Origin of the sequence: Streptomyces coeruleoprunus (genome assembly GCF_039542925.1) — a bacterium.
GTDB classification, from domain to species: domain Bacteria; phylum Actinomycetota; class Actinomycetes; order Streptomycetales; family Streptomycetaceae; genus Streptomyces; species Streptomyces coeruleoprunus.
Genome location: NZ_BAABIT010000001.1, coordinates 2,572,807 through 2,599,583, shown reverse-complemented (window position 1 = coordinate 2,599,583; position 26,777 = coordinate 2,572,807). Strand labels below are relative to the sequence as shown.

Below are 26,777 nucleotides of genomic sequence, written 5' to 3'. Positions count from 1 at the left end.
ACCGGACCGGCCGGCGGACCGGCCACCGGACCGGCCGGCCGGTCGGCCCGCCGGTACATGTCGACATAATCGGTCGGGTGTCCTCCCGCCTCGAACCCGCATCCGGCCCCACAGCGCGGCGCGCCGCGCCGGCCCTGTGGGGCTATGCGGCCACCCGCCTCACCGGACTGGCCGTGCTCCTCGTCGCCGCCGCGGCGACCGGCGAGGACGCCTGGCACCGGCTGAAGGGGCGCTGGGACGCCGTCTGGTACGTCCGCATCGCCGAGGGCGGGTACGGCCACGAGGTCACGCTCGCCGACGGCGGCGTCCACTCCGACCTGGCGTTCTTCCCCCTCCTCCCGGCCCTGGAGCGGGGGCTGTCCACCGTGCTCCCGGTCGGCGCCGCCACGGCCGGGCTGCTCGTCGCCTGGGCCGCCTCGCTCGCCGCCGCCTGGGGCATCCACGCCGTCGGCACCCACGTCGCGGGGCGGCGGGCGGGTGTGGTGCTCGCGGTGCTGTGGGGTGTGTACCCGACGGCGTTCGTGCAGTCGATGGCGTACACGGAGACGCTCTTCACGGCCTTCGCGGCCTGGTCGCTCTACGCCGTGCTGCGCGAGCGGTGGGTCCTCGCCGGGGCCCTGTGCACGCTCGCCGGGCTCACCCGGCCCTCCGCCGTCGCGCTCATCGCGGCGCTCGGCGTGACGGGCCTCGTCGCGGTGGTCCGGGCCCGGCGCGTGGACCCGCGCACGGCGGGCGGCGTGCTGCTCGCGCCGCTGGGCTGGCTCGCGTACGTGACGTTCGTCGCCGTACGGGAGGGCAGCCCCACCGCGTACTTCGACGTCCAGGCCGCCTGGGGCAACAGCATCGACGGCGGCGTCGCCCTCGCCCGCTTCGTGGCGGAGCGGCTGACCGGGCCGCAGCCCCTCGCCGGGCTCGGGCTGATCGCCGTGCTGGCCCTGCTGGGCTGGGTGGTGTGGCTGTGCGTACGGCAGCGGCAGCCGCTGCCCCTCCTCGTGTACACGGTCGCGCTCGTCGTCGTGTCGCTCGTCGGCGCCGCCTACTTCGGCTCCAAGCCGCGCCTGATCATGCCCGCGTTCCCGCTGCTGCTCCCGGCGGCCGTGGCGCTCGCCCGGCTGCGCGACCGGGCGCTCATCGCGGTCCTGGCCGGCCTCGCCCTGGCCTCGGCGGCGTACGGGGCGTTCACCCTCCTCGGCTCCGGACCGCCCTGACGGGTCCGGCGGCCTGAGGGGCTGAATTCAGCCCCTCCGGAGTGCCACGGGCTCCGGGGCGGAGCCCCCGGTCAGCAGCAGGTGTCCAGCAGCCGCAGGGCGAACGGGGTGAGCCGGTGCTCCACCTCCCGCCCCCGGCGCACGGTCGTGACCAGGCCCATGTCCCGCAGCGCGGAGGCGTGCTGGCTCGCCGTCGCGGGCGACACCTCCAGCCGCTCCGCCAGCGCCGTCGTGCTGCACCCGCCGTCCAGGAGCAGCGGCAGCACCTGCGCCCGCGTCCGACCCAGCAGCGGTCCGAACAGCGGGGCCACCGCCGCGGTGCCCCGCCCGCCGGGCGCGGCCGCGGGGCCGCCCGGCCGCTGCTGGACCGGGTAGAGCAGGACGGGCCGCTCGGGCGAACCCAGCAGGAGCGTGCGGTCGGGCGGGCAGAAGTACGACGGCTGGAGCGGCAGGCCCCGGCCGGACAGCCGGAGTGTCACCGGCGTCGGGTGCGGGAGCGTCAGGACGGTGCCGGACCAGCGCGCCTCACCGGCCAGTTCGGCCAGGGACGCGGCGTAGCCGCCGTGCAGGATCAGCTGGCCGTGGTGGCGCAGGTCGTCGGCGATCGCGGCGTCGATGCGGTCCCGGTACGGCTCGATGGCGAGCCGCTGGTACTGCGCGAGCAGCCGCGCCCTGCCACTCTCCGTGCCCCCGTACCCGGTGCCCTCGTACGACTCGCCCGGCGAGAGGGTCCCGCCGAGCCGCAGGACGTCCGGCACCAGCCGGTGCCGGGCGAGCGCCGCCGTGACCGCGCGCCGCCAGGCGCGCAGCGGCGACGGGGCGGCGGGTTCCGATCCGTGGAGCAGGCCGAGACTCAGGACGGTCTCCGGCCACAGGGCGAAGCGGCGGAAGGTGACTCTGGTCAGGTCCTCCGCCGTGAAGACGATGCGCAGCATGACTGTTCCCCCGATCAGTCCCGTGCGGTCCCTCCATCCTGAGCACCTTTCGGCCCGGGCCAAAAGGCCCTGCAACCTTTCGGCACAGGACGAATACATGGCATCCACGACATTGATCCGTACATGCTCATCTTGTCGACAACGACACCCGCAAGGGATCCGAGATCACATCATGGGGGAATCAGTCGTGATCGCTCCGAAGTACCGCCACGGGAAGGCCGTCGCCGCCGGCATCCTCGCCGTCGCCGGCGTCATGGGCACGGCCGGCGCCGCGTCCGCGTCCGCCCCTGCGGCGGCCCCGGCCCTCGCGCCCGCGTCCGTCGCCGACGTACGGGCGGAGGGCGGTGTGCAGGCCCAGGCGTACTACACCCGCACCATCTGGAAGCGCGTGAACCAGCGCGTCGCGCCGACCAACAAGTCCCGCCTCATGGGCACGCTCGGCCCGACGCCGCACACCGTGAAGTGCTGGCGCTACGGCCAGACCGTCAAGGCCGAGGGCCACGTCAACAACGTGTGGATCTACGTCAAGAACAAGGCCAGCGGCAAGTGGGGCTACGCCAGCGCCATCTACTTCAAGGGCAACAAGTACGCGAACCTGCCCAAGAGCGCCAAGTGCTGACCCGCATCCCGTGAACGACGCGCGCGCCGGGGCGACCACCGCCCCGGCGCGCCGCCGTGTCTCACCCCTCGACGACCAGCCGCACCCCGGGCCGCACACCCCAGCCGGCCATGGCCCCCGCCGCCGCCTCCAGCACATGCCGGGCGCGCGGCCGCGGCAGTCCCAGCCGCCCCGGCACCATCGTCCGCACCGCGAGCACCGTCAAGTCCCTGTCGAGATATGCCACATCGATCGCGAACCGCATGCGAAACGTGTGCACACTCGCGCACGGCGTGATCAACATCGCCCCGTCGATCCCGTCCCGCCCGAGCAACCCCCGGGCCCGCGCCCGATAGGAGGCGGCAACCTCCAAGGCCACCACCTCCCCACCCACCCGCAACACCCCGTCGCCGTCCCGCCATGTCCGCCCCATGCCCGGACGATAGCCGCCGTCGCACCGCGGGCCGCCGCACCGCCCCGAGCGCCTTTGGGCCCCGGGGCCCATGACCGAGGACCCCGCACCCTCCTAAGGTCGGCCCCGTGTACGCCACGCTGATCGCCCTCGCCGCCCTCTGGGGCGCCGCCACAGGCCTGCTCGTCCCGCGCGCCGCACACCGCCTCTCCGTGGAGCCGGACCGGCGCTGGCGCACCTCCTGCCCGGCGGGCCACGGCTACGCCGAAGGCGCACGCGGCTGGCTGGGCCCCGCCCACTGCACCTCCTGCCCGGCACCCCCCGGTCCGGGCACCCCCCGCACGGCCGCCGCCCCGGCGATCACCGCCGCCGCCTGCGCCGCGCTCGCCGCGGCCACCGGCTACCGCCCCGAACTCGCCGTCTGGCTGCTGCTCGCGCCGTTCACCGTGCTCCTCGCGGCCGTCGACCGGCGCGTGCACCGGCTGCCCGACCAGGTGACGCTGCCGCTGGCCGCCGCGGCCCCGCTGCTGCTCGGCGGCGCCGCGCTGCTGCCCCGGAGCGCCGGCTCGTGGCCGCTCTCCCTGCTCGGCGCGGCCGCCCTGGGCGGCGCGTACCTGGTCCTCTTCCTCGTCAACCCGCACGGCATGGGCTTCGGCGATGTGAAGCTCGCCCTCTCGCTGGGCGCCGCACTCGGCTGGTACGGCTGGGGCATCCTCTTCCTGGGCGCCTTCGCGGGCTTCGCGCTCGGCGCGGCGTACGGCTTCGGCCTCATCGCCCTGCGGCGCGCTACCCGCAAGAGCGCGATCCCGTTCGGCCCCTTCATGATCGGCGGGGCGCTGCTGGGCGTACTGCTCGGGGCGCTCGCCAACTCATGAGCGCCGCAAGGTGACTTCGGGGCAGGATCTCCTCATGCATGCGAAGCCCGTGAACCTGACCGAAGCACTCGCCACGTTCGACGACGTCTACAGCCCCCGTGTCGTGGCCCGGATGAACGACTACGACGTCCGCATCGCCCACGCCGCCGGCGACCACATGTGGCACGTCCACGAGGACACCGACGAGTTCTTCCTCGTCCTCGACGGCCGGTTCGAGATCGCACTGCGCGCGGCCGACGGCACCGAGACCACGGTGGTGCTGCACCGCGGTGACACCTTCGTCGTCCCGAAGGGCACCGAGCACAAGCCGTCGGCGCCGGAGGGCGCGTCGATCCTGATGTTCGAGCCGACCGGCACCCTGTCGACGGGGGACCGCCACGAGGGCGAGATCCCCGACCACATCGACAGCACGACCGGCCACGGCCTCACGGCCGGCTGACCATGGCCAAGGGAAAGACGTCCTACGGCTGCGGGCTGGACGCGGCCGTCGATGTCGTCGGCGGCAAGTGGAAGCCCGGCATCCTGTGGGCCGTGCACCACGGCCCGATGCGTTTCGGCGAGCTGAGGCGCCGCGTGCCGGGCGTCAGCGAGAAGGTGCTCGTCCAGCAGCTGCGCGAACTGGAGGCGGACGGCGTCGTGCACCGCGAGGTGTACCCGGAGGTCCCGCCCCGCGTCGAGTACTCGCTCACCGAACTGGGCCGGGCCCTGAACACCGCGCTCATCCCGCTGGGGGAGTGGGGCGACACCTTCATGGAGCTGATCGTGGCCCACAAGGAGGCCGCCCGGAACGGCCCGTCCGGCCGTCAACCGGGCGCCGCCGGGGCGGGGTCCCCCTTGGGAAGGACCCCGTAGGGCCCCGGACGGCCGGGAATCCGTGCTCGTACCGCGGTCCGGTGCTTCCGGAGCGTAGCGACGGCATGTCGTGGCACCCAGCACCACTTACGAAGGGTTATGGTGGAAACCCCCCCCTCGGGCCGGTCCGTATCCCCCCCACGGACCGGCCCGTTTTCTTGCGTCCCGCTTGTGTCAGCCGCGCGCGGCCCAGATGTTGATGCCCGCGGTGTCGACGGCGAAGGCGTCGATCTCCTTCAACTCCTCGTCGGTGAGCGGCGCCCCGCCCAGCGCGGCCACGTTCTGCTCCAGCTGGTGCACGCTCGACGCGCCGATCAGCGCCGATGTCATCCGCTCGTCCCGCAGCACCCACGTCAGCGCCAGCTGCGCCAGCGACTGCCCGCGGCGCCGGGCGATCTCGTTCAGCCCGCGCAGCCGCCGCAGCACGTCCTCGTTCAGCAGCGTCGGGTCGAGGGACTTGCCCAGCGACGCCCGCGAGCCCTTGGGGATGCCCTTCAGGTACTTGTCGGTGAGCATGCCCTGGGCCAGCGGCGCGAAGGCGATGCAGCCCATGCCGGCCGCCTCCAGCGTGTCGAGGAGGGCGTCCTCCTCCGTCCACCGGTTGATCATCGAGTACGACGGCTGGTGGATCAGGGCCGGAACGCCCATCTCGCGCAGCAGCCGCGCCGCCTCCGCGGTCTGCTCGCTGCTGTACGACGACACGCCGACGTACAGCGCCTTGCCCTGCTGCACGGCGGAGGCCAGCGCCCCCATCGTCTCCTCGAGCGGGGTGTTCCGGTCGAAGCGGTGCGAGTAGAAGATGTCGACGTGGTCGAGGCCCATCCGGCGCAGCGAGGCGTCCAGGGACGACAGCAGGTACTTGCGGGAGCCCCACTCGCCGTACGGCCCGGGGTGCATCAGGTACCCGGCCTTCGTCGAGACGATCATCTCGTCCCGGTAGGGCCGGAAGTCCTGGGCGAAGATCTTGCCGAAGTTCAGCTCGGCCGAGCCGGGCGGCGGCCCGTAGTTGTTCGCCAGGTCGAAGTGCGTGACGCCGAGGTCGAAGGCGCGGCGCAGGATCGCGCGCTGGGACGCGAGCGTCCGGTCGTCGCCGAAGTTGTGCCACAGGCCGAGTGAGATCGCGGGGAGCTTGAGGCCGCTGCGGCCCGTCCGGCGGTACTCCATCGAGTCGTACCGGCCGTCCGCCGCGCGGTAGTGCAGGGGGGAATCAATCACCCTCTCTGCCTATCACGGACTTGTGACATACCGGGTTGGGCCGCCGACACCCCCGCGCAGTAATGTGGCGGCTTCGGGGACCGCCACGAAGCTCGGGACGTCGAGCTGTGCCGCATTCACCCCGGGGCCGGCGTCCGGCACCCCTGTCGAGGGTGGACGTGCCCGTACGAATCGAGAGGTGAGATCGGTGAACTTGCGCGACCTGGTGTACCGGCTCTACGCCCGCCGGGTGGAGGGCCGCCTCGACCACGCCCAGGTGCCCAAGCACATCGGCGTCATCCTCGACGGCAACCGGCGCTGGGCCAAGGCGTCCGGCGGCACTCCCGAGCAGGGCCACAAGGCCGGGGCCAGCAAGATCATGGAGCTGCTGGGCTGGTCCACCGAGACGGACGTCGAGGTCGTCACGCTCTGGATGCTCTCCACGGACAACCTCAACCGGCCGGAGGAGCAGCTCGTCCCGCTGCTCGGCATCATCGAGGACGCGGTACGGGCCATCGCCGCGGACGGCCGCTGGCGCGTCCACCACGTCGGCACGCTCGACCTGCTGCCGGCGCACACGCAGGCCGTCCTCAAGGAGGCGGAGGAGTCCACCCGCCACATCGACGGGATACTGGTGAACGTGGCGGTCGGCTACGGCGGCCGCCAGGAGATCGCCGACGCGGTGCGGTCGCTGCTCCTCGACCACGCGGAGAAGGGCACGACGTTCGAGGAACTCGCCGAGGTCGTCGACACCGACCTCATCGCCGAGCACCTCTACACGCGCGGGCAGCCCGACCGGACCTGGTGATCCGCACGAGCGGCGAGCAGCGGCTGTCGGGCTTCATGCTCTGGCAGAGCGCGCACTCCGAGTACTACTTCTGTGAGGTCCACTGGCCGGCGTTCCGCAAGGTCGACTTCCTGCGCGCCCTCCGCGACTACGCCGCCCGCCACCGCCGCTACGGCACCTGACGGGGCCTGGGCGGCCCCCGAACCCCCGCCACCTGGCGCCGCGCCGCGGTTTCGCCGTGGTTCCCACTGTCGCGCCGTTCCTGCGGTGGGCTGGTGTCGTTGTGCCGCCGTTCCGTCATTGCGGGCCGGCGCCGCACCGCCGTTCCGGTCGTTGTGGGCTGGCGCCGGTGCCGCCGTTTCGTCGTTGTGGGCAGTCGTTCCGCATGGGGGTCCCCCCTGGACGTAGTCCTTGGGGGAGGAACGGGTGGGCACAACGACGGAACGGCCCCCCGGCCTGAGGGTCCCGCCCCTGCGCGCCACGACGGTGGGTGAGTCCGGTGGCGGCCCGGGGGTCACGTGCTCAGATTGGCTCGCTCGGGCCCATGAGCGTGAAACGTCCCAGCACCGCCAATCCTGCGCGCGCGACCCCCGGTCCACCCCCGTCCCGTAGGTGTGCGGCTGACCCCCGGTGGGGGGTCGGGTGGGCACTGCCCGCCCGCCGTGGGCGGCTGACGGCCCGTCGGGGTGCACGCCGCATATGCCATCGGCGGCCCCCGCATGGCCCCGCGGTTCGAGGGGCATACCCCTTGCAGAGTGAGCGGCACCGCAGACCGCTCACCCGGGAGGCCCTTTGCACCACGACGACCGTGCAGGACGTGTGCGGACGGAGCGGAGGGCCGGTGTCGCGGCCCGCGCAGTGCGGCCAGGCCCCGGTCCATCCCCCCGCGACGCCGTCGCAGTCGCACCCCGACCTCATCCGAGGGGGTACGTCCTTCCGTGGTGACCAGCACTAAGCGCCGCCTCAACGAACGGCGCACCTATGTTCTCGACACCAGCGTTCTGCTGGCCGACCCCAACGCCATGTCCCGCTTCGACGAGCACGAGGTCGTGCTGCCCATCGTCGTGGTGACGGAGCTGGAGGCCAAGAGGCACCACCCGGAACTCGGCTACTTCGCCCGGCAGGCGCTGCGCCTGCTCGACGACCTGCGGGTCCGGTACGGCCGCCTCGACGCGCCGCTTCCCGTCGGCGGGCTCGGCGGGACCCTGCGCGTGGAGCTCAACCACTCGGATCCCGGCGTCCTCCCGGTCGGCTACCGCCTCGGCGACAACGACTCGCGCATCCTGGCCGTCGCCCGCAACCTCCAGGCCGAGGGGTACGACGTCACGGTCGTCTCCAAGGACCTGCCCCTCCGCATCAAGGCGTCCTCCGTCGGCCTCCTCGCCGAGGAGTACCGGGCCGAGTTGGCCATCACCGACTCCGGCTGGACCGGAATGTCCGAACTGCGGCTCTCCGCCGAACAGGTGGACCTGCTGTACGGAGAGGAGAGGCTGTACGTACCGGAGGCGGCGGAGCTGCCGGTGCACACCGGCCTGGTCCTCCAGTCGGAGCGCGGCAAGGCCCTCGGCCGGGTCGGCGCCGACGGCTCCGTACGTCTGGTGCGCGGCGACCGGGAGGCCTTCGGCATCCGGGGGCGCAGCGCGGAGCAGCGCATCGCGCTGGACCTGCTGCTCGACCCGGACGTGGGCATCATGTCCATGGGCGGCCGGGCCGGCACCGGCAAGTCCGCGCTGGCGCTGTGCGCCGGCCTGGAGGCGGTCCTGGAGCGGCGCCAGCACCAGAAGGTGATGGTCTTCCGCCCGCTGTACGCGGTGGGCGGGCAGGAGCTGGGCTACCTGCCGGGCACCGAGGCCGAGAAGATGAACCCCTGGGCGCAGGCGGTCTTCGACACGCTGTCGGCGGTCACGTCGCGGGAGGTCATCGAGGAGGTCACGGCCCGCGGCATGCTGGAGGTCCTGCCGCTCACCCACATCCGCGGCCGCTCGCTGCACGACGCTTTCGTCATCGTCGACGAGGCGCAGTCCCTGGAACGCAATGTCCTGCTGACCGTGTTGTCCAGGATCGGGGCGAATTCCCGGGTTGTCCTGACGCATGACGTGGCGCAGCGCGACAACCTCCGGGTGGGCCGGTACGACGGAGTCGTCGCCGTCGTCGAGAAGCTGAAGGGCCATCCGCTCTTCGCGCACGTCACGCTCGCCCGCTCGGAGCGCTCGCAGATCGCCGCACTGGTGACCGAAATGTTGGAGGATGGGCATCTTTAGCCCCCGGTGAAGGGACCTGTCCCTTAAGGGAGTTGGCGCCGCCCGGCAAAGCGCGAGAGCTTAGCCGGGCGGCGCCGCGTTGCGCGCCCCTTTCGACAAAACTCCTGTGGCGCACGGGGTGTGAGCTTTCACACGCACCGAAGAATTGCCTTGCGGTGCGGGCTTCCGGCAGAGTCTTGCTTCCGTCAGGCCCCGCATACGGCACAGCCACATCCTCCGGGACCCGTGGCACACACAACTCAACAACCGTCCGCCGTATGCCGCCCGAAGCACCACGCGGCGCTCCCGCAGGGGAGTCGCCCACCGGGCCCGTGTTCCCCGTGACCCAGCAAGTGGGGGGACCAGCGCCAGGGGCACGATCGCGCCCGCGAGGTCACCTGTGCGGGCGATGCTGGAAGGAAACCGTGTGAGCCGGATCTCGGTCCGGGGATTCGCGGTGGCGTCGGCCACCGCGGTCACCACCGTCGGCGCCGTCGTGGGCGTCGCCGCGGGGAACCCCGCTGCGACCAACGACAAGTTCGAGGCGACCGCCGCCGACGCGACGCTCCTGGCGGACATACCCGTCGGCGAGCAGGCCCAGGTGCAGGTCGCGTCCCTGACGCAGCAGGCCGAGGCACAGGCCGCCGCCGCGGACGCCGCCGCCCAGAAGTCCGCCGAGGAGGCCGCCCGCCTCCAGGCCGCCAAGGACGCGGAGGCCAAGAAGGCCGCCGCCGAGGAGAAGGCGGAGCAGGAGCGCAAGGAGCGTGAGGAGCGCGAGCGCGCCAGCCGCGACGCCGTCCGTGACGCGTCGAGCTTCGCCACGCAGTCCTCGTACTCCGTCGCCGAGGTGCAGGCGATGGCCCGTCAGATGATCCCTGGCGACCAGTTCCAGTGCTTCAGCAACATCGTGGACCACGAGTCCAGCTGGAACTACCGCGCGCAGAACCCCTCGTCCGGCGCGTACGGCCTGGTCCAGGCCCTCCCGGGCTCGAAGATGGCCTCCGCGGGTGCGGACTGGCAGACCAACCCGGCCACCCAGATCAAGTGGGGTCTGAACTACATGAACGAGCGCTACGGCAGCCCCTGCGGCGCCTGGTCGTTCTGGCAGGCCAACCACTGGTACTAGGCCCGGCGCCGAGCTTCCGGAGCCCCTCACCGTCCTTCGGTGAGGGGCTCCGTGCGTGTACGGTCGTGGGGCCGAAGCTCCGGGAGGAGTGTGGGGGAAGAGGGAAGAGCATGACGAGAACGCCAGGATGGCTCGGCCGGCTGGGCGAAGGCCTGAGCAGAGCGGGCAAGCGGCTCCAGGAGCGCCGCGCGCAGGCGCGTGCCGAGGCGGAGGCCGAGACCGGCCCGCCCCTTCCCGTACCTGCGGAGCTCCCGCCGGGCGCCGCGCAGCCCGAACCGGCAGGGCCGGCGGGCACGGTGCCCGCACCTCCCTCGTACGCGCCCGCCGTCGCGGCCCGGCCCGACCCGGCCAACGCGATCCCGTGGGGCATCCGCGTCGCCGCGGAGGCCGGCTGGCGGCTGCTCGTCCTCGCCGGAACGCTCTGGGTGCTGATGAAGGTCATCAGCACCGTGCAGCTCGTCGTCCTGGCCTTCGTCGCCGCGCTCCTCATCACGGCCCTGCTCCAGCCGACCGTGTCCCGGCTGCGCCGCCTGGGGCTGCCGCGCGGGCTCGCCACCGCCGTCACGGCCGTCACCGGCTTCGTCATCATGGGCCTCGTCGGCTGGTTCGTGGTCTGGCAGGTCATGGACAACCTCGGCGATGTCTCGGCGCGCGTCCGGGACGGTATCGAGGAGCTCAAGCAGTGGGCGCTGGACAGCCCGTTCCATGTGACCGAGAGCCAGATCAACGACATCGCCAAGAACCTCTCCGACACCATCGGCACCAACACGGAGGAGATCACCTCCGCCGGCCTGACCGGTGTGACGGTGGTGGCCGAGGTGCTGACGGGCATGCTCCTCACGATGTTCTCCACCCTCTTCCTGCTGTACGACGGGAAGAAGGTGTGGGAGTGGTGGCTGAAGCTGGTGCCCGCCCAGGCCCGGCCCGGAGTGGCCGGGGCCGGCCCGCGCGCCTGGCGCACCCTGACCGCCTATGTGCGCGGCACGGTGATCGTCGCCCTGATCGACGCGATCTTCATTGGTCTCGGCATCTACTTCCTCGACGTCCCGCTCGCCGTCCCGCTGGGCGTGTTCATCTTCCTCTTCGCCTTCATCCCGCTGGTCGGCGCGGTCATCTCGGGTGCGCTCGCCGTGGTCGTCGCCCTCGTCACCAACGGGGTGTTCACCGCCCTCATGGTGCTGGTCGTGGTGCTGGCCGTGCAGCAGATCGAGGGCCATGTGCTCCAGCCGTTCATCCTGGGCCGGGCCGTGCGGGTGCACCCGCTGGCGGTGGTCCTCACCGTCGCGGCCGGCGGTCTGGTCGCCGGCATCGGCGGTGCGGTCGTGGCCGTGCCGCTGGTCGCCGTCACCAACACGGTCGTCGGCTACCTGCGGGCGTTCAGCGAGGAGCAGGCGCTGCGCCGGATGCCGATGCCGCCGCCGCCCAGCCCGCCCGCGCCGGAGATCGGGGAGCCCGCGTGATATCCGAGCCGGAGCTGGTGGGCGGCGAGGGCGGGCCCGGCCCGCGCCCGGCCGCCGAGGGCGGGCCGGCGGACGTCGTCGACGGCGAGGCACCCGGGGACCGCGCACCGGGCCGGTTACGCCTCTGGAGCTGGGCCCTCGGCGGGGCGCTCGCCGCGTCCGCCCTGTGGGGGGCCGGCCTCGCCGCGTACCAGGGGCGCGGGCCCGACCTCGGCGGCTACCGGTCGGCCGACGACCTGTGCGGCGAGGCGAAGCTGACCGCGCTCGTCACCGCCCTCGGCCGGCGGGCGCCGGGGCCGCCGCCGTACGCGATCCGGCACGAGGCCGTGGAGCAGGTGCGCTGCACGGTGGTCCTGGGGACCGCGCCCACGACGTACGAGGTGTCCCTCCGCTACGACCTGCACAAGACCATCGACCCGGGCCCCGAGTTCGAGGCGCTGGAGATACCGGTGCCGGGGGAGGGGCCGTCCGCCGAGCGGCTGCCGGGCCTCGGAGAGAAGGCGGTCCTCTCCGGCGGGGACGGCGGGTACGCCTCCCTGACCGTGCTCGACGGGCAGGCCGTGCTCGCGATGGACGTGCACGTGGTCGTCGAACAGGACGAGGAGACCGGGGAGGCGAGGGAGACCGACCCGGCCGCCGCCGCGGCGGTGTCCGGGATCAAGGACTTCCTCGTGGAGGACATGCGGGCGCTCATGGCGCAGCTGAGGACGAGCCCGCCGCCCCGGCCGTCGCCGTCCCCGTCCGCGTAGGAGAAAGGCCGAAGGGCCCACCGGCCGCTGCCGGGTGGGCCCTTCGGTCGCGTACGGCGCCGATTACTCGGCGAGCACCGCCTCCGCGTCCAGCGTCGTGCCGACCGCCTGGATCACCGCGGCGATCTTGAACGCCTCCTGGATCGTGTCGCGGTCCACGCCCGCCTTGCGGAGCACCTGCTCGTGCGAGTCGAGGCACTGGCCGCAGCCGTTGATCGCGGACACCGCGAGCGACCACAGCTCGAAGTCGACCTTCTCCACGCCCGGGTTGCCGATGACGTTCATCCGCAGACCGGCGCGCATCGTGCCGTACTCCGGGTCGGAGAGGAGGTGGCGCGTCCGGTAGAAGACGTTGTTCATCGCCATGATGGCGGCGGCCGACTTGGCCGCGGTGTACGCCTCGGGCTTGAGGTTCTCCCGGGCCTCCGGCTCCAGCTCGGCGAGCACCTTCGGCGAGCGCGAGGCGATCGCGCAGGCCAGGACGGTGCCCCAGAGCTGCTGCTGGGGCAGCTCGCTGTTGCCGATGACCGAGCCGAGGTTCAGCTTCAGGTCCTTGGCGTAGTCGGGTATGGCGGACTTCAAGGCGTCAAGAGACATCAGTGATCACTCGTTCCGGTTGGTCACTCGCCGGCCAGCAGCTTGACCGCGTCGAGGGTTTCCTCGCCCTTGTTCCAGTTGCAGGGGCACAGCTCGTCGGTCTGCAGGGCGTCCAGGACCCGCAGGACCTCCTTGGGGTTACGGCCGACGGAGCCGGCGGTCACCATCGTGAACTGGATCTCGTTGTTCGGGTCGACGATGAACACGGCACGCTGCGCGAAGCCGTCCTCGCCCTGCACGCCGCAGTCGCGCATCAGCTCGTGCTTGGAGTCGGCGAGCATCGGGAAGGGCAGGTCACGCAGGTCGGCGTGGTCCTTGCGCCAGGCGTGGTGCACGAACTCGGAGTCGCCGGAGACACCGAGGATCTGCGCGTCGCGGTCGGCGAACTCGTCGTTCAGCTTGCCGAAGGCGGCGATCTCGGTCGGGCAGACGAAGGTGAAGTCCTTCGGCCAGAAGAAGACCACGCGCCACTTGCCCTCGTAGGACTTGTGGTTGATCTGCTCGAACTCCTTGCCGCTCTCCAGCGACACGCAGGCGGTCAGATCGTACGTGGGGAACTGGTCACCGACAGTGAGCACGCGCTCTCCTTGAACAGGGGGATTTCCCTTTTGGGGTCATCCGAGGGGGTTGGACGGTGGCCAGCATGGCACGACGTGCATTGATCAGTGAAATAGCTAGACTGGGTCGCGTTGATCGAAGGCGGTTATCAGTGGTGTCCGTAAATCATCCGAACAAGGGGAAACAGCCCAGTCTGGCTCAGCTGCGCGCGTTCGCCGCCGTGGCCGAGCACCTGCACTTCCGGGACGCGGCGGCGGCCATCGGGATGAGCCAGCCGGCTCTCTCGGGCGCGGTTTCGGCTCTCGAAGAGGCACTCGGTGTCCAGCTCCTCGAGCGTACGACGCGGAAGGTGCTGCTGTCGCCGGCCGGGGAGCGGCTGGCGGTCCGCGCCAAGGCCGTGCTGGACGCCGTCGGGGAGCTGATGGAGGAGGCCGAGGCGGTCCGGGCGCCCTTCACGGGGGCGCTGCGGCTCGGCGTGATCCCCACCGTGGCGCCCTACCTGCTGCCGACCGTCCTGCGCCTCGTCCACGACCGGTACCCGGAGCTGGACCTCCAGGTCCACGAGGAGCAGACGTACTCGCTGCTCGAAGGGCTGGCCGCGGGGCGGCTCGACCTGCTGCTGCTCGCCGTGCCGCTGGGCGTCCCCGGGGTCACCGAACTCCCGCTGTTCGACGAGGACTTCGTCCTGGTCACCCCCGACGACCACTGGCTGGGCGGGCGCACCGACATCCCGCGCGACGCGCTGCGCGACCTGCACCTGCTGCTCCTCGACGAGGGGCACTGCCTGCGGGACCAGGCCCTCGACATCTGCCGCGAGGCCGGCCGCACCGAGGGCGCGGCCGTCACCACCACGGCCGCCGGCCTCGCCACGCTCGTCCAGTTGGTCGCCGGCGGCCTCGGCGTGACCCTGCTGCCGCGCACGGCCGTCAAGGTCGAGACGGGCCGCAACACCAGCCTCGTGACCGGCTACTTCGCGGAGCCGGCTCCCTCCCGCCGGGTCGCGTTCGCCATGCGCACGGGCGCCGCACGCCAGGCCGAGTTCGAGGAACTGGCGGAGGCGCTGCGGGGTGCCCTGTCCTCGCTGCCGGTCCGGGTGCTGCCGGCGGACGCGGAGTAGGACACCGCCGCACGCGGGACGGGCCCTGCGCCGTCGTACGCGTGCCCTGGCCCGGGGCTCGCGCGCCGTCGTACGCGGGCCCCGGCTCGGTGCTCGCGCGCCTCCGCACGCGGGCGGCCCGGGGCCCGGCCCCGCCGCCTCACTCCGTCCGCAGCCCGTCCGGCCGCATCAGCCGCCACAGCGGCGGCAGGCTCAGCGCCGTCACCAGCAGCACGATGGCCGCTCCGGCGCCCGTGACCGGCAGGAACACCCACCAGTCCTCCACCCGCTTGCCGATCAGCCGCAGCAGCACGCACCCCAGCCCCAGCCCGCCCGCCACGGCGACGGCCAGCCCGAGGGCGACGGGCACCGCCGTCTGCCACAGCACCGACCAGACCAGCGTCGTCCGGCGCGTACCGAACGCCACCAGCGCGGACAGCAGCCGCCTGCGGTCCCGCAGCTGCTCCACCATGGACACCAGCAGCGACAGCGCGATGACCCCCATCGTGGCCGTCGCCGCCACCAGCACCCCGCGGCGGACGCTCGTGAACTGCTGGTCGCGCTCCACGTCCTGGATGGTGTCGACGCGCGTCAGCGGGTCGACACGCGCGGCGGCGTTCCGGGCGTGCTCGGCCGCGTCCGGCACCGCCGGGTCCAGCTCGACCATCGCCTCCAGCCTCGGCTCCTCCAGCGTCCTGACGTCGATCGCCGCCGGCGTGACGTACAGGCCGAAGGGCATCCCGCCCATGGGGTCCCGCCGGGCGTCCACCGTCCGGACGTTCGCCGGGACCCGCCACAGGAGCGGCGCGGCGCCCTCGTCGGTGCGCAGGTTCACCTGGGCGCCCGGCCGGAGCGTCTTCTCCAGGTAGGCGTCGTCGGGCCCTTCCTCGCCGTGCGTACGGGCGATGAACACGTCGCCGTCGCGGCACGAGGGCAGCCTGCCCAGCTCGCGCAGCGAGGCGCAGTCCCCGACCGTGATCGACGTCATGGGGATGAAGTCCTCACCCGGCCGCAGCGGCCCCGGCCGCTGCACGGACGACGTCACCACGGCCGTCACGCCCGTGACGCCCCTGGCCGCCGCCACCTCGGCACGCAGACGGTCCGCCGCGCTCCCGTCGCCCGCATGCCCCGACATCCCGAGCTGGGCGCGCGCCGAGTCCATGTTCGTCGGCCGCATGAAGTCGCCCTGTACGGCGCCGAACAGCATCAGCAGCGCGATGGCGCCCGCCGCGGCCACGACGATGCCGCTGACGGCGCGCGCCGCCGTACCGCTGCTCAGCTGGAGCCGGCGTACGGCCAGCTGCCAGGCGACGGGCCCGCCGCGCAGCCGCCCGACCACGGACTCGACGAGCCACGGCAGCAGCGTCGTCAGTCCGGTCAGCGCCAGCAGCGCACCGGCCGCGACCGGCGCCGTCTCGACCGACGTCTCCCCGAGACCCACCGGGTCCGCCACCAGGAGCAGCCCCGCACCGGCGGCGACCAGCAGCAGCCGCCACCACAGGCGGCGCGGCCCCGGGGTCGCCCCGCGCACCACGCCGAGCGGCTCGACGGCGACCCCGCGCAGCCCGGCCAGCGTGACGACGACCGCGCACACCGGCACGGCCGCCACGGCCGGCACCGCCAGCGCGGCGTCCGGCGTCAGGTCGGCCGGGAACGCGTTGACGTCCCACACCGTGACGCGCCCGGCCAGTTGCCGCAGCAGGACGAACAGCGCGGCTCCGGCGCCCAGTCCGAGCACCGCCCCGGCCAGTGCCTCACCGGCCGCGACCCGCCGGGTCATGCCCATGTCGGCCCCGGCCAGCCGCAGCGCGGCGAGCCGCCGGTCGCGCTGCTCGCCGCCGAAGCGGGCCGCGGTCGCGACGAAGACCAGCACCGGCAGCAGCAGCACCACGCACGCCACCACGATGAGCAGCAGCAGGTAACCGCTCGACGGGCGTTCCACGCCCAGGTTGTGGCCGAAGGCCACGCTGCGGCCCACCGCCGAGCCGTCGGTGAGGGCCGGGTGATGGGCGTAGAAGAACAGCTCCGCCGGGCCGACCAGCCCGTCCTCCCCGATCCGGCCCACCGTACGGAAGGGGAAACGGTCCTTCAGGAGCGCGCCCTCCGGTGCGGAGAGCAGCCGCTCGAGCGCCGGTGACACGACCATCTCGCCCGGCCCCGGCAGCCGTTCCACCCCGGGAGGGGCCGGGGCGCGCGGGCCGTCGGGGCGCAGCACGACGCCGTGCACGGTCCGGCCGTGGAAGAGCGTCGAGGAGTCCTGCCACAGGAAGGAGCGGTCGGAGGGCTTCTCGCCGATCTCGCTCACCGTGAGGTCACGGCTCTGGTGGCGGACGTCCCGGGCCTCCAGCAGGTGCGGAACGGAGGCCGCCACGAGGAGCAGTGCCACGCCCAGCCCGATGCCGAGCGCGGTGAGCAGCGTGCGCGTCCAGCCGGGCCGGCCGCCCGTGACCGCGAACCGCGCGCCCATCGCCAGGTCGCGCGCGGCAGCCAGTGACCCGCGGGACGGGGCCCGTTCCGCCGCGTCCGTCACAGGGCGCCCACCATGTCGCGCACGGTGCCGTCCCGTACGACGAGTTCGCGGTCCGAGTAGGCGGCCACGCGCGCCTCGTGCGTGACGAGCACGACCGCGGCCCGCGTGTCCCGCGCGGCGTCCGTGAGGAGCCGCATCACCCGCTCGCCGTTGAGGGAGTCGAGCGCGCCGGTCGGCTCGTCCGCGAACACCACGCGGGGCGCGGTGACCAGCGCCCGGGCGACGGCCACCCGCTGTCCCTGCCCGCCGGAGATCTCGCCGGGCCGCTTGCCGGCGACGTCCTCGGCCTCCAGTCGCTCCAGCCACTCCAGGGCCGCGCCCTCGGCGGCCTTGCGGCGCCGGCCGTTCAGCCGCAGCGGCAGGGCCACGTTCTCCACGCACGTCAGCTCGGGCACGAGCCGCCCGAACTGGAACACGAACCCGAAGTCGCCGCGGCGCAGCGCGCTGCGCTCCGCGTCCGGCAGGCCCGTCAGCTCCCGGCCGTCGTACGTGACGGTCCCGGCGTCCGGGCGGACGATGCCCGCGAGGCAGTGCAGCAGCGTCGACTTGCCGGAGCCGGAGGGGCCCATGACGGCGACGACCTCGCCGGCCCGGACCGCGAGCGCCGCCCCGTTGAGCGCGGGCGTCGGGCCGTACGCCTTGGTCAGGCCCTCGGCGCGCAGGAGTTCCGCCGTCATCCGGCCGTCCCCCCGACCGCCTCGGCCAGCCGGCCCAGGCGCGCGGCGGTCAGTTCCAACCAGCGCAGGTCGGCCTCCAGGTGGAACAGCGCGTGGTCGCAGATCAGCTGGTCGGCCAGGTCGCCGTCGCGCTTGCGGCGGGTCAGCTCGCGCATCAGCCGCAGGTGTTCGGCGCGCTGCGTGTCGAGCAGCTCGGCGGCGCTGCGCCCGGTGAGGAGCGCGAGGACGACCTTGGTGTAGAGCGTCGACTGGAGGTACGGCTCCGGCTTCTCGGGCCGGGCGAGCCACTGGGCGACATCGGTGACGCCGGCCTCGGTGATCGCGTACCGCTTGCGTTCGGGGCCTTCGCCGGGCTCGATGCCCTCGACCTCGACGAGGCCGTTCTTCAGGAGGCGCGACATGGTCGAGTAGACCTGCCCGTAGTGCAGCGGCCGGTCGTGGCCGAACTTCTCGTCGAAGGCCCGCTTGAGGTCGTAGCCGTGGCGGGGGCCGGACTCCAGGAGGCCGAGGAGGGTGTGACCAATGGACATACGGCCACACTACATCGCGTGTATACACGGGATGTATAGCTGGCCGGAACCGTCAGCCCGCGGAGCTTGGGTCTCTCAGTACCTGATGTGCGCGGCGACGGGCAGGTGGTCGCTGCCCGTCGCCGGCAGCGTCCACACACGGGTCACCTCGGCGCCGTGCGCCAGCACCTGGTCGATGCGCGCCACCGGCGCCGACGCCGGCCAGCTGAAGGCCAGTCCCGCGACGGGCGGATCCATCCGGCAGGTCACCGGATCGAGCCCCCGGTCGTCGACGGTCCCGTTCAGATCGCCCAGCAGGACCACGCGCTCCAGCCGCTCCGCCGCGAGGGCGGTGCCCAGCAGGGCGGCGCTCTGGTCCCGCCGTACGCTGTCGAACCCGTGCGCGGCGCCGAGCCGTACGGACGGCAGATGGGCCACGTACACGGCGACGTCCCCGCGCGGCCCCGCCGCGGTCGCCCGCAGTCCGCGCTGCCAGCCGGGGCCCACGCCGTCCGGCCGGAGGTCCACGGCGCGGACGTCGTCGAGCGGGTACACCGACCAGAGCCCGACCGTGCCGCGCACCGCGTGGTACGGGAAGCGCTCGGCCAGGGCCTCGGCGTACGCGGGGAGCACGGCCGGGGTGACCTCCTCCAGGGCGACGAGGTGGGGCCGGGCGGCCAGCAGGGCGCGGGCGGTGCCGGCCGGGTCGGCGTTGTCGTCCGCGACGTTGTGCTGCACCACGGTCAGGTGGTGCGGGCCGCCGGGGCCCGGCAGCAGCAGGACGCCGAAGTGGCCGGCCCACGCGATGACCGGCAGCAAGGCCGCCAGCAGGGCGGTCGCGGAGCGCCGCAGCAGTGCCCCGGCGACCAGGACCGGGACGGCGAGGCCCAGCCAGGGCAGGAACGTCTCCAGGAGACTGCCGGGCCGGCCGGGCAGGTCAGGGACGGCCGCGTGGAACACGATGACCCAGGCGATCAGGGCCGCGACCCCGGCGAGCACCCGCCCGCGCGTCCACGCCGACCGCCCACGCGCATCCCGGCCCCACCCGCGCCGCCGGGCCACCCCGGTCGTCGTACTCCTGTCCACATCGAACGACGACGCACGACGGCCGGCCCTGGTTCCTCACACACCTCACCCACCCCGCCCACCCCACCCGCCCCTTCCGTAACGGCCGGGCGGGGCGGCCACCCCGCGGGCTACCCCTGTGGCGGCTGCTTCGGTGGCCGCCCCCGCCGGGGCAGCGGGCCCGTCGCCGGCGGCAGGCGGCCCGCGTCCGCCAGGGCCTTGCGCAGCAGGAACTCGATCTGCGCGTTGGCGCTGCGCAGTTCGTCGCCGGCCCAGCGGGCCAGCGCCTCGTACACCGCCGGGTCGAGGCGGAGCAGTACCTGCTTGCGCTCCTTGCGTTCGCTCACTGGTACAGCGTGCCCGTGTTCACCACCGGCTGCGCCGAGCGGTCGCCGCACAGCACCACCATCAGGTTCGACACCATCGCCGCCTTCCGCTCCGGGTCCAGGTCGACGATGTCCCGCTCCGAGATGCGGTCCAGCGCCGCCTCCACCATGCCCACCGCGCCGTCCACGATCTGCCGCCGGGCCGCCACCATGGCGCCCGCCTGCTGCCGCTGGAGCATCGCCGAGGCGATCTCCGGGGCGTACGCGAGGTGCGTGAAGCGCGACTCGATGATGCGGACGCCCGCCGCCTCCACGCGCGCGTGCAGCTCGGCCGCCAGCTTCTCGGTGATCTCCTCGGCGTCGCCGCGCAGCGAGAGCCCGCCCTCCTCGTGCGCGTCGTACGGGTACTCGATCGCGATGTGCCGGACCGCCGCCTCCGTCTGCGTGGAGACGAACTGCTCGAAGTCGTCCACCTCGAACATCGCCTGGGCGGTGTCCTCGACCCGCCACACGACCACCGCGGCCAGCTCGATCGGGTTGCCGTAGGCGTCGTTCACCTTCAGTACGGCGGTCTCGTGGTTCCGTACGCGCGTCGAGATCGGCCGCCGCGTCGCGAACGGGTTGACCCAGCGCAGCCCGTCCGCGCGGACCGTGCCCCGGTAGCGGCCGAAGAGCTGCACGACCCGGGCCTCACCGGGCGCCACCATGTTGAGCCCGGTCATCGCGATGACCGACGCCACCACGACGAGGACCCCGGCGACGCTCAGCGCGACTCCGGCCCCCGCCGATCCGCCGCTCGCGGTGATCCCGCCGGCTATGACGAGGCCCACGCCGCCGAGCACCCCGGCGAGGCCGACCGTGAGCGCCGCGCCACCGCCGATGCTGCGGGCTGCGAACTCCGTCACACGCGGTTGCGGCATCGCCGGCGCGCCGGACCCCTGGTGGATGGCTTCCGTGCTGGTCGTGGACATGAAGTCCCCCCGTTCGTCTCGTACTTCGGCGAACCCCGTCGCCTATCAAAGTGATAGCACATTATTCAGCGTGGCAACCATGGGGGCCTGTGGTGAGTCGGTTTGTTTGAGACAGGTGCTCATTGTCACGTCCGGAAAAGACCGGATCCGTTGGTCTTTGTCGGCTGTGGCGGGTTAGCTTGCTGAGCTGATCCGGACGCGGGTGACTGAAAAGCCACGGCGAAGAGCCACGAACGCACCAGCAGAGAACGAAGAGCGGAGCATCGAAGCCATGGGGCGAGCGGAAGCGCGACGGGCCAGGCAGCGCGGAGCGCGCCGGGCGGAGAAGAGCGGCGGCGGCATACGCCGCTTCTTCACGTGGCGGAAGCTGCTCGGCACCTTCTTCGGGTTCTGCCTGCTCGCGATGGGCGCGTTCTACGTCGTCTACCTCATGGTCCCGGTCCCCGGCCCGAACCCCGAGGCCGAGCTGCAGAGCAACATCTACAAGTACAGCGACGGCACGATCCTGGCCCGCAGCGGCAAGGTGAACCGGTCGATGGTCGACATCGACGAGATCCCGAAGCCCGTGCAGGACGCCTTCGTCGCCGCCGAGAACAAGACCTTCTACGAGGACCACGGCGTCGACATCAAGGGCACCGCCCGCGGCGTGATCAACACCCTCACCGGCAGGGGCAAGCAGGGCGGCTCGACGATCACCCAGCAGTACGTCAAGAACTACTACCTGGACCAGAGCCAGACCGTCAGCCGCAAGCTCAAGGAGCTGGTGATCTCCCTCAAGGTCGACCAGCGCAAGGAGAAGCCGGAGATCCTCGAGGGCTACCTCAACACCAGCTACTTCGGCCGCGGCGCGTACGGCATCCAGGCCGCCGCGCAGGCCTACTACGGCGTCGACGCCGACAAGCTCACCGTCGAGCAGGCCGCCTACCTCGCCGCCCTCCTCCAGGCCCCCAGCCAGTACGACTGGACCTCCGCCACGGACACCAGCAAGAAGCTCGTCACGGAGCGCTGGAACTACGTCCTCAACAACATGGTCGAGGAGAACTGGCTCGACGCGGCCAAGCGGAGCGGGATGACCTTCCCTGTCCCGCAGAAGCCCAAGGGCGCCCCCGGCATGGAGGGCCAGACCGGCTACCTGGTGGAGGCCGCCAACCAGGAACTGATGCGCCAGAACGAGGACATCAAGGAAGAGGACCTCAAGGCCGGCGGCTGGACCATCACCCTCAACATCGACAAGAAGCGCCAGAAGGAACTGGAGGAGGCGGTCAAGCAGCAGCTGGAGGACCAGCTCGACCGCAAGGGCAACAAGGTCGACGCGACCGTCCAGGCCGGCGCCACCTCCGTCGACCCGAAGACCGGCCGCGTCGTCGCCCTCTACGGCGGCGTCGGCGCCACCGAGCACTGGGTCTCCAACGCCACCCGCCGCGACTACCAGCCCGCCTCCACCTTCAAGCCGCTCGTCTTCGCGTCCGCCCTGGAGAACGGCTCCGAGACGCAGGACGGCCGGCAGATCGGCGTCAACACCCGCTACGACGGCACCAGCAAGCGCCCCGTCGAGGGCAGCGACACCCCGTTCGCCCCGGAGAACGAGGACGACGTCAGCTACGGTCCCGTGACCGTCCAGCGGGCCATGAACAAGTCGATCAACTCCGTCTTCGCGCAGATGATCGTGGACGTCGGCCCCGCCAAGGTGAAGAAGACCGCGCTCGCCCTCGGCATGCGCGACGGCGAGGCGTTCGTCGAGCGGCCCGCGATGTCCCTCGGCACCATGGGCGCCTCGACGTGGGACATGGCCGGCGTGTACGCCACGCTCGACAACCACGGCAAGAAGGTCACCCCGTCGATCGTGAAGTCCGCCGAGCACAAGGACCGTACCGTCCGGCTCGTGGAGCAGAGCGGCGACCAGGTCGTCAGCCGCGAGACCGCCGACACCGTCACCTCCGTCCTGACCGGCGTCGTCAAGAACGGCTCCGGCCACGAGGCCAACACCTCCGCCTACGCCGCGGCCGGCAAGACCGGTACGTCGGAGAACAACAAGGCCGCCTGGTTCGCCGCCTACACCCCGGAACTGGCCACCGTCGTGGCCCTGTTCGGTGAGGACGCCGAGAAGGGCACCCAGGTCACGCTGACCGGCACCGCCAACTCCGGCCGCGCCAACGGCGGCGGCTTCCCCGCCCGGATCTGGGCCGACTACACGCTGGACGCCCTCGGCGGCGGCTCCGACGCGGAGTTCGACCTGGACGTCGCCGAGACCGCGAGCCCCGACCCGGAGCCCAGCCAGTCCACCTCGTCCAGCCCGTCCACGTCGGCGACGCCCAGCGACAAGCCGTCCGAGCCCTCGCACACGCCGTCCTCGACGCCGCCGACCCGCACCCCGTCCACGCCCACCACGCCGACGAGCCCCACCCCGCCGACGCCGACGTCCCCCACGCCCACCCCCACGGACGGCGGAACCGGCGGCGACACGGACCCCGATCCGGGGACCGACCCCGGCTCGCTCGACGACAAGCCGATCAGGCAGTAGCGCCCGTACGAGAAGTGGCCGGGACCCGCAGCGGGTCCCGGCCACTTCTCGTTTCCTCTTCCTCGTCCCCTACGGCACGGTCAGGCCGGCGTGGGCAGCTCGAACCAGACGACCTTGCCGGTCGACAGCCGGGTCGCACCCCACCGCCGGGCCAGCCGGTTCACCAGGAACAGGCCGCGCCCGCCCTCGTCCGTGTCCCGGGCCCGCCGCTGCCGCGGCAGCTGCGGCGAGTCGTCGCCGACCTCGCACCGCAGCACGTCCGTGCGCAGCAGCCGCAGCGTCACCGGCCGCGACGCGTACCGCACCGCGTTGGTGACCACCTCGCTGATCAGCAGCTCCACCGAGTCCGTCAGGTCCTCCAGGTCCCAGCGGGCCAGGGCCCGCCGGGCCAGCCGGCGCGCCCGCCCCGGGGCCGCGTCCTCCGGCTCCAGGAACCAGTAGGCGACGTCGCTCGGCGCGATCCCGTCGAACCGGGCGGCGAGCAGCGCGATGTCGTCGTCCCGGTCACCGGGTCCCAGCATGTCCAGCACGTCGTCGCACAGCGCCTCCAGCGGCGGCGAGTGGTCGGGACCCGTCAGCTGGGCGGTCGCCGCCAGCCGCTCCCGCAACTGCTCGATGCCGGTCCACACGTCCCGCAGCCGCGACTCCACCAGGCCGTCCGTGTACAGCAGCAGCGTGGCGCCCGCCGGGGCGTCCAGCTCGACGGCCTCGAAGTCCACGCCGCCCACGCCGATGGGCGCCCCGGGCGGGACGCGCAGCACCTCGGCACGGCCGCCCAGGTGGAGCAGTATCGGCGGCGGGTGACCGGCGTTGGCGATGGTGATCCGGTGCGCGACCGGGTCGTACACCGCGTACATGCACGTCGCCATGCGGTTCTCGCCGAGCCGCTGCGCCTGCTCGTCCAGGTGGTGCAGCACCTCCTGCGGCGGCAGGTCGAGACCCGCGAGCGTCTGCGCCGTGGTGCGGAGCTGGCCCATGATCGCGGCGGAGGTCATGGAGTGCCCCATGACGTCGCCCACGACGAGGGCGACCCGGCTCCCCGGCAGCGGGATCGCGTCGTACCAGTCACCGCCCACCCGGGCCGTCTCGGCGGCCGGCAGGTACCGGGACGCCAGCTTGACCCCGGTCGGCTGCGGCAGGTTCTCCGGCAGCATCGTGCGCTGCAGCTCGTCCGCGATGTACGCCTCGCGCCCGTACAGCACGGCCTTGTCGATGCCGAGCGCCGTGTGCGTGGCCAGCTGCGCCGCCACGAGCAGGTCGTTCGGCTCGAACGGCGGCCGGTCGGGGCGGCGCAGGAACACCGCGGCACCGATGACCCGGCGCCGGCCGCGCAGCGGCGCGAGGATCGCCCGGTGCCCGGACGGTACGCCGCGCCCGTCGCCCAGCAGCTCCGGCAGCGCCGCACGGGCGCCCGCCGAGTCGCCGAACACCGGCCGCACCCCGCGCAGCACCTCGGCGAGGGCACCGCCGGGGCGCACCTCGCACAGTTCGGCGGCCGGGCTCTGCTCGGCGTCCGGCGCCACCACGGGACCCGTCGTGAGCAGACCGGGCTCCGGGGTGTCGTCCTCCGTTAAACGGAGCCGGTCCGTACGCCGCAGCCGCAGCACGAACGGGTCGACGGGCCGCTCGTCCCCGACCGGGAGCGGGTCGCGCAGATACACCAGGATCGCGTCGGAGAACGTCGGCACGGTGGCCCGGCACAGGCCCAGCACGATCTCGTCCAGGTCGATGCCGCGCGCGATGCGCCGCGTCGCCGCACCGACGAACCGCAGCCGGTCCCCTTCCCGCCGCGCGGTACCCACGGGGTCCGGCGGCAGAGGCCCGAGCCCGGCGCCGGCCACCGCCTGACCCCCGGGCTGCGCCTGCGCGCCGTGCTGGCCCCGCGGACCCACCTGGGCCTGCGGGGCCGCCGGGCGCTGCGGGCCGCCCTGGGCCGCGGCCCTGGCCGCGCCGGGGTCCCGGCCTTCGCCGCCACGCCCGGCACCGGAGCCGCCTTCCGGCGGTGTGCCGGGGGCGGGCGCACCGGAACGGCCCCCGGGCTGTCCGCCGTCCGCCGCCCTCGCCGCCGCGGCCTCGCGCCCCTCGCCGGTGTGCCCGGCACGGGAGCCGGACTCCGGCGCGGTGCCGGAGCCGTCGGCCTGCGCCGCCGCCCTGGGCGCGGCGGCCGCCGCGCGGCCTCCTCCGGCGCGGCGCGCACGGCGAGCGGCCGCGGCGCGGGCGGCCGTGGTCTCACGGGCCTCGCCTCCGCGGCCGGCACCGGCCTCCGTTCCTGCCGCGGCCGCGGGCCCGGCCGGGCGGCCCGACTGCCCCGGCACCCTGGCCGCGGTGGCGGCCGTACCGCCCGGGGCCGCCGGGCCGTGCGGGGCCGTGTCGTGCGGGCCCGCCGTCTCGTGCGCGGTCGCCGGGCCGTGCGTGGGCGCGGGCGCGGGCGGCGCGGTGGGCGCTTCGGGCCCCTCCTGCCGTGGCCGCGCACGTTCCTGAGGCCGCGCAGCGAGAGGCTGCCGGCCTTCGTGGGAGGTGGGATGCTCCGTCACGCGTGGGATTCCGTCCGTCCGGGCCGGTTGGGCGAGGCAATCGCTCTGTCAGGCGCTATACCCGCTCTGGGGGCGGCGTCGACAAGGGGCGACGGATCCGTGCGCACATCGGGCACGGCTCCACCCCCTCGTAGATGACTTACGGTCAGTTCGGCTGCGTTGCTCGGTCGTTGCTGCCTTGCGGACTCAGCGGCGTCCGGCGGAGGACGATCCTACGGTTTCCCCCCAGGGGCGCATCAAGGGTCTCATGGAGCCGTACGCGCCGGGGTGCGATCCCAGTCGTCCGGCAGCTGCGGAACGGTCCACCGCGGGTCCGGCCGCCAGTTCTCCCAGCCGTCCGCGAACGGCGCGCCCCAGGACCGGATCACCTCGACGGCACGGTCCCCGGCCTCCCGCACCCGGCGGGCCTGGCGGGCGTCCATCAGGCCGCTGCGCTGCGCCTGGGCGAACTCGTCCTCGTCGCGCCACAGCCAACTGCGGTCCGGGTAGACCGAGATGTCGAGGAAGTGGTCCACGGAGTCGACCCCGCCCGCCCAGCGGACCCGCGGCGACTCCAGGTTCACGTACCAGTTGCGGAACACCCAGCCGCGGTCCCAGAACAGCCACACCGACCACGGCTCGCCGGGCCGGGCCAGCTTCAGCACGCCCATGCCGGTCCACGGCGCCCGCGTGGTGGTGCGGGGCGCGGTGTAGCGGGTGGCCAGCGGCTCCTCGTGGACGGGGGTGCCGTTCGCGAGCACGGGCTTGACGCATTCGGTGCCGGACGCCATCCACACGGCGAGCAGGTCGGCGGTGTCCTGGACGACGGTCACGGGCCGGCAGATGTGGACGTGACCGTCGCCGTTGTCCCGGTAGCGCCACAGGATCCGGTCACCCACGGCCCACCGGGTGCTGTCGCCGTCCGCTCTGTCCTCTGTTTCCGTCGTCTCCGCTGTCATGCGCAGATCTTAGGTCCGC

24 protein-coding genes and 1 pseudogene are annotated in these 26,777 nt (G+C 73.1%); 12 read left to right on the top strand and 13 right to left on the bottom strand.

The window, feature by feature from the left end:
- Positions 1-77: 77 nt before the first annotated feature.
- Positions 78-1,208: a hypothetical protein gene (locus ABEB09_RS11105; RefSeq protein WP_345689619.1), complete on the top strand. Its 1,131-nt coding sequence runs from the start codon at positions 78-80 to the stop codon at positions 1,206-1,208.
- A 71-nt stretch (positions 1,209-1,279) separates the two neighbouring features.
- Here ABEB09_RS11105 and ABEB09_RS11100 read toward each other — a convergent pair whose 3' ends face one another.
- A complete protein-coding gene (locus tag ABEB09_RS11100) occupies positions 1,280-2,143 on the bottom strand; it encodes an ArsR/SmtB family transcription factor (protein WP_345689617.1) in 864 nt (287 codons plus the stop codon).
- Between the two features lie 187 nt (positions 2,144-2,330).
- Between ABEB09_RS11100 and ABEB09_RS11095 the strand changes: the two genes are divergently transcribed.
- On the top strand, positions 2,331-2,762 hold the full coding sequence (locus ABEB09_RS11095) for a hypothetical protein (protein WP_345689615.1): 432 nt from the start codon (positions 2,331-2,333) through the stop codon (positions 2,760-2,762).
- A gap of 61 nt (positions 2,763-2,823) precedes the next feature.
- Here ABEB09_RS11095 and ABEB09_RS11090 read toward each other — a convergent pair whose 3' ends face one another.
- Positions 2,824-3,174: a DUF192 domain-containing protein gene (locus ABEB09_RS11090; protein ID WP_345689613.1), complete on the bottom strand. Its 351-nt coding sequence runs from the start codon at positions 3,172-3,174 to the stop codon at positions 2,824-2,826.
- A gap of 107 nt (positions 3,175-3,281) precedes the next feature.
- Here ABEB09_RS11090 and ABEB09_RS11085 point away from each other — a divergent pair, with 107 nt between their 5' ends.
- From ABEB09_RS11085 to ABEB09_RS11075, 3 genes are read left to right on the top strand one after another with little or no spacing between them, the layout of a single operon-like run.
- Entirely contained in the window at positions 3,282-4,028 is a 747-nt protein-coding gene (locus ABEB09_RS11085; protein WP_345689611.1) for a prepilin peptidase, read from the top strand.
- Positions 4,029-4,062: 34 nt separating this feature from the next.
- Positions 4,063-4,467 (top strand): cupin domain-containing protein, encoded by a 405-nt coding sequence (locus ABEB09_RS11080; protein ID WP_345689609.1) that lies wholly within the window; start codon positions 4,063-4,065, stop codon positions 4,465-4,467.
- A 2-nt stretch (positions 4,468-4,469) separates the two neighbouring features.
- Entirely contained in the window at positions 4,470-4,880 is a 411-nt protein-coding gene (locus ABEB09_RS11075; protein ID WP_345689607.1) for a winged helix-turn-helix transcriptional regulator, read from the top strand.
- Positions 4,881-5,054: 174 nt separating this feature from the next.
- Here ABEB09_RS11075 and mgrA read toward each other — a convergent pair whose 3' ends face one another.
- Positions 5,055-6,095: an L-glyceraldehyde 3-phosphate reductase gene (mgrA, locus tag ABEB09_RS11070; protein WP_345689605.1), complete on the bottom strand. Its 1,041-nt coding sequence runs from the start codon at positions 6,093-6,095 to the stop codon at positions 5,055-5,057.
- A gap of 187 nt (positions 6,096-6,282) precedes the next feature.
- Between mgrA and ABEB09_RS11065 the strand changes: the two are divergent.
- From ABEB09_RS11065 to ABEB09_RS11045, 5 genes and pseudogenes are all read left to right on the top strand, one after another.
- A pseudogene (locus tag ABEB09_RS11065) lies at positions 6,283-7,043 on the top strand (isoprenyl transferase).
- 756 nt (positions 7,044-7,799) lie between these two features.
- Positions 7,800-9,122, top strand: a complete 1,323-nt coding sequence (phoH2, locus tag ABEB09_RS11060) for an RNA 5'-3' helicase PhoH2 (RefSeq protein WP_345689603.1) — start codon at positions 7,800-7,802, stop codon at positions 9,120-9,122.
- A gap of 406 nt (positions 9,123-9,528) precedes the next feature.
- Complete coding sequence (locus ABEB09_RS11055; protein WP_345689601.1) at positions 9,529-10,227, top strand: aggregation-promoting factor C-terminal-like domain-containing protein; 699 nt, start codon at positions 9,529-9,531, stop codon at positions 10,225-10,227.
- A 110-nt stretch (positions 10,228-10,337) separates the two neighbouring features.
- Entirely contained in the window at positions 10,338-11,687 is a 1,350-nt protein-coding gene (locus ABEB09_RS11050) for an AI-2E family transporter (RefSeq protein ID WP_345689599.1), read from the top strand.
- The gene (locus ABEB09_RS11045) at positions 11,684-12,436 is read left to right on the top strand and encodes a hypothetical protein (RefSeq protein WP_345689597.1); all 753 of its coding nucleotides are present in this window, start codon (positions 11,684-11,686) and stop codon (positions 12,434-12,436) included. Before ABEB09_RS11050 ends, ABEB09_RS11045 begins: the two co-directional genes overlap by 4 nt.
- A 63-nt stretch (positions 12,437-12,499) precedes the next feature.
- Here the strand turns inward: ABEB09_RS11045 and ABEB09_RS11040 are convergent, their stop codons facing one another.
- Positions 12,500-13,033, bottom strand: coding sequence for an alkyl hydroperoxide reductase (locus ABEB09_RS11040; RefSeq protein WP_345689595.1), 534 nt, complete (start codon positions 13,031-13,033; stop codon positions 12,500-12,502).
- A gap of 23 nt (positions 13,034-13,056) precedes the next feature.
- Entirely contained in the window at positions 13,057-13,611 is a 555-nt protein-coding gene (locus ABEB09_RS11035; RefSeq protein ID WP_345689593.1) for a peroxiredoxin, read from the bottom strand.
- 134 nt (positions 13,612-13,745) lie between these two features.
- Here ABEB09_RS11035 and ABEB09_RS11030 point away from each other — a divergent pair, with 134 nt between their 5' ends.
- Positions 13,746-14,708 carry a hydrogen peroxide-inducible genes activator gene (locus ABEB09_RS11030; protein WP_345689591.1) on the top strand — a complete coding sequence of 321 codons (963 nt, stop codon included), beginning with the start codon at positions 13,746-13,748 and terminating at the stop codon, positions 14,706-14,708.
- A gap of 139 nt (positions 14,709-14,847) precedes the next feature.
- On the opposite strand, the gene ABEB09_RS11025 is transcribed toward ABEB09_RS11030, so the two are convergent.
- The 6 genes from ABEB09_RS11025 to ABEB09_RS11000 all read right to left on the bottom strand — a co-directional run bounded on the left by ABEB09_RS11025 (position 14,848) and on the right by ABEB09_RS11000 (position 20,765).
- Positions 14,848-17,154 carry an ABC transporter permease gene (locus ABEB09_RS11025; protein WP_345693905.1) on the bottom strand — a complete coding sequence of 769 codons (2,307 nt, stop codon included), beginning with the start codon at positions 17,152-17,154 and terminating at the stop codon, positions 14,848-14,850.
- 59 nt (positions 17,155-17,213) lie between these two features.
- A complete protein-coding gene (locus tag ABEB09_RS11020; protein ID WP_345689589.1) occupies positions 17,214-17,894 on the bottom strand; it encodes an ABC transporter ATP-binding protein in 681 nt (226 codons plus the stop codon).
- The gene (locus ABEB09_RS11015) at positions 17,891-18,424 is read right to left on the bottom strand and encodes a PadR family transcriptional regulator (protein WP_345689587.1); all 534 of its coding nucleotides are present in this window, start codon (positions 18,422-18,424) and stop codon (positions 17,891-17,893) included. The genes ABEB09_RS11020 and ABEB09_RS11015 overlap by 4 nt, the downstream gene beginning before the upstream one ends.
- 75 nt (positions 18,425-18,499) lie before the next feature.
- The gene (locus ABEB09_RS11010) at positions 18,500-19,465 is read right to left on the bottom strand and encodes an endonuclease/exonuclease/phosphatase family protein (protein ID WP_380841540.1); all 966 of its coding nucleotides are present in this window, start codon (positions 19,463-19,465) and stop codon (positions 18,500-18,502) included.
- Between the two features lie 134 nt (positions 19,466-19,599).
- Positions 19,600-19,866, bottom strand: coding sequence for a type II toxin-antitoxin system antitoxin (locus ABEB09_RS11005; protein ID WP_345689583.1), 267 nt, complete (start codon positions 19,864-19,866; stop codon positions 19,600-19,602).
- Positions 19,812-20,765 (bottom strand): SPFH domain-containing protein, encoded by a 954-nt coding sequence (locus ABEB09_RS11000; RefSeq protein WP_345689581.1) that lies wholly within the window; start codon positions 20,763-20,765, stop codon positions 19,812-19,814. The genes ABEB09_RS11005 and ABEB09_RS11000 overlap by 55 nt, the downstream gene beginning before the upstream one ends.
- 271 nt (positions 20,766-21,036) lie before the next feature.
- Between ABEB09_RS11000 and ABEB09_RS10995 the strand changes: the two genes are divergently transcribed.
- Positions 21,037-23,286 carry a transglycosylase domain-containing protein gene (locus tag ABEB09_RS10995; RefSeq protein WP_345689579.1) on the top strand — a complete coding sequence of 750 codons (2,250 nt, stop codon included), beginning with the start codon at positions 21,037-21,039 and terminating at the stop codon, positions 23,284-23,286.
- Positions 23,287-23,366: 80 nt separating this feature from the next.
- Here the strand turns inward: ABEB09_RS10995 and ABEB09_RS10990 are convergent, their stop codons facing one another.
- Entirely contained in the window at positions 23,367-25,820 is a 2,454-nt protein-coding gene (locus ABEB09_RS10990) for a SpoIIE family protein phosphatase (protein WP_345689577.1), read from the bottom strand.
- A 245-nt stretch (positions 25,821-26,065) separates the two neighbouring features.
- Entirely contained in the window at positions 26,066-26,758 is a 693-nt protein-coding gene (gene fomD, locus ABEB09_RS10985; protein WP_345689575.1) for a cytidylyl-2-hydroxypropylphosphonate hydrolase, read from the bottom strand.
- Positions 26,759-26,777 lie beyond the last annotated feature (19 nt).

Bases quoted from the DNA above. Each gene is read 5' to 3' on its own strand.
- ABEB09_RS11015 (WP_345689587.1), bottom strand. From the start codon at position 18,424: ATGTCCATTGGTCACACCCTCCTCGGCCTCCTGGAGTCCGGCCCCCGC.
- ABEB09_RS11025 (WP_345693905.1), bottom strand. From the start codon at position 17,154: ATGGGCGCGCGGTTCGCGGTCACGGGCGGCCGGCCCGGCTGGACGCGC.
- ABEB09_RS10995 (WP_345689579.1), top strand. From the start codon at position 21,037: ATGGGGCGAGCGGAAGCGCGACGGGCCAGGCAGCGCGGAGCGCGCCGG.
- ABEB09_RS11075 (WP_345689607.1), top strand. From the start codon at position 4,470: ATGGCCAAGGGAAAGACGTCCTACGGCTGCGGGCTGGACGCGGCCGTC.
- ABEB09_RS11000 (WP_345689581.1), bottom strand. From the start codon at position 20,765: ATGTCCACGACCAGCACGGAAGCCATCCACCAGGGGTCCGGCGCGCCG.
- ABEB09_RS11090 (WP_345689613.1), bottom strand. From the start codon at position 3,174: ATGGGGCGGACATGGCGGGACGGCGACGGGGTGTTGCGGGTGGGTGGG.
- ABEB09_RS11020 (WP_345689589.1), bottom strand. From the start codon at position 17,894: ATGACGGCGGAACTCCTGCGCGCCGAGGGCCTGACCAAGGCGTACGGC.
- ABEB09_RS11040 (WP_345689595.1), bottom strand. From the start codon at position 13,033: ATGTCTCTTGACGCCTTGAAGTCCGCCATACCCGACTACGCCAAGGAC.
- fomD (WP_345689575.1), bottom strand. From the start codon at position 26,758: ATGACAGCGGAGACGACGGAAACAGAGGACAGAGCGGACGGCGACAGC.
- ABEB09_RS11080 (WP_345689609.1), top strand. From the start codon at position 4,063: ATGCATGCGAAGCCCGTGAACCTGACCGAAGCACTCGCCACGTTCGAC.
- ABEB09_RS11100 (WP_345689617.1), bottom strand. From the start codon at position 2,143: ATGCTGCGCATCGTCTTCACGGCGGAGGACCTGACCAGAGTCACCTTC.
- ABEB09_RS11050 (WP_345689599.1), top strand. From the start codon at position 10,338: ATGACGAGAACGCCAGGATGGCTCGGCCGGCTGGGCGAAGGCCTGAGC.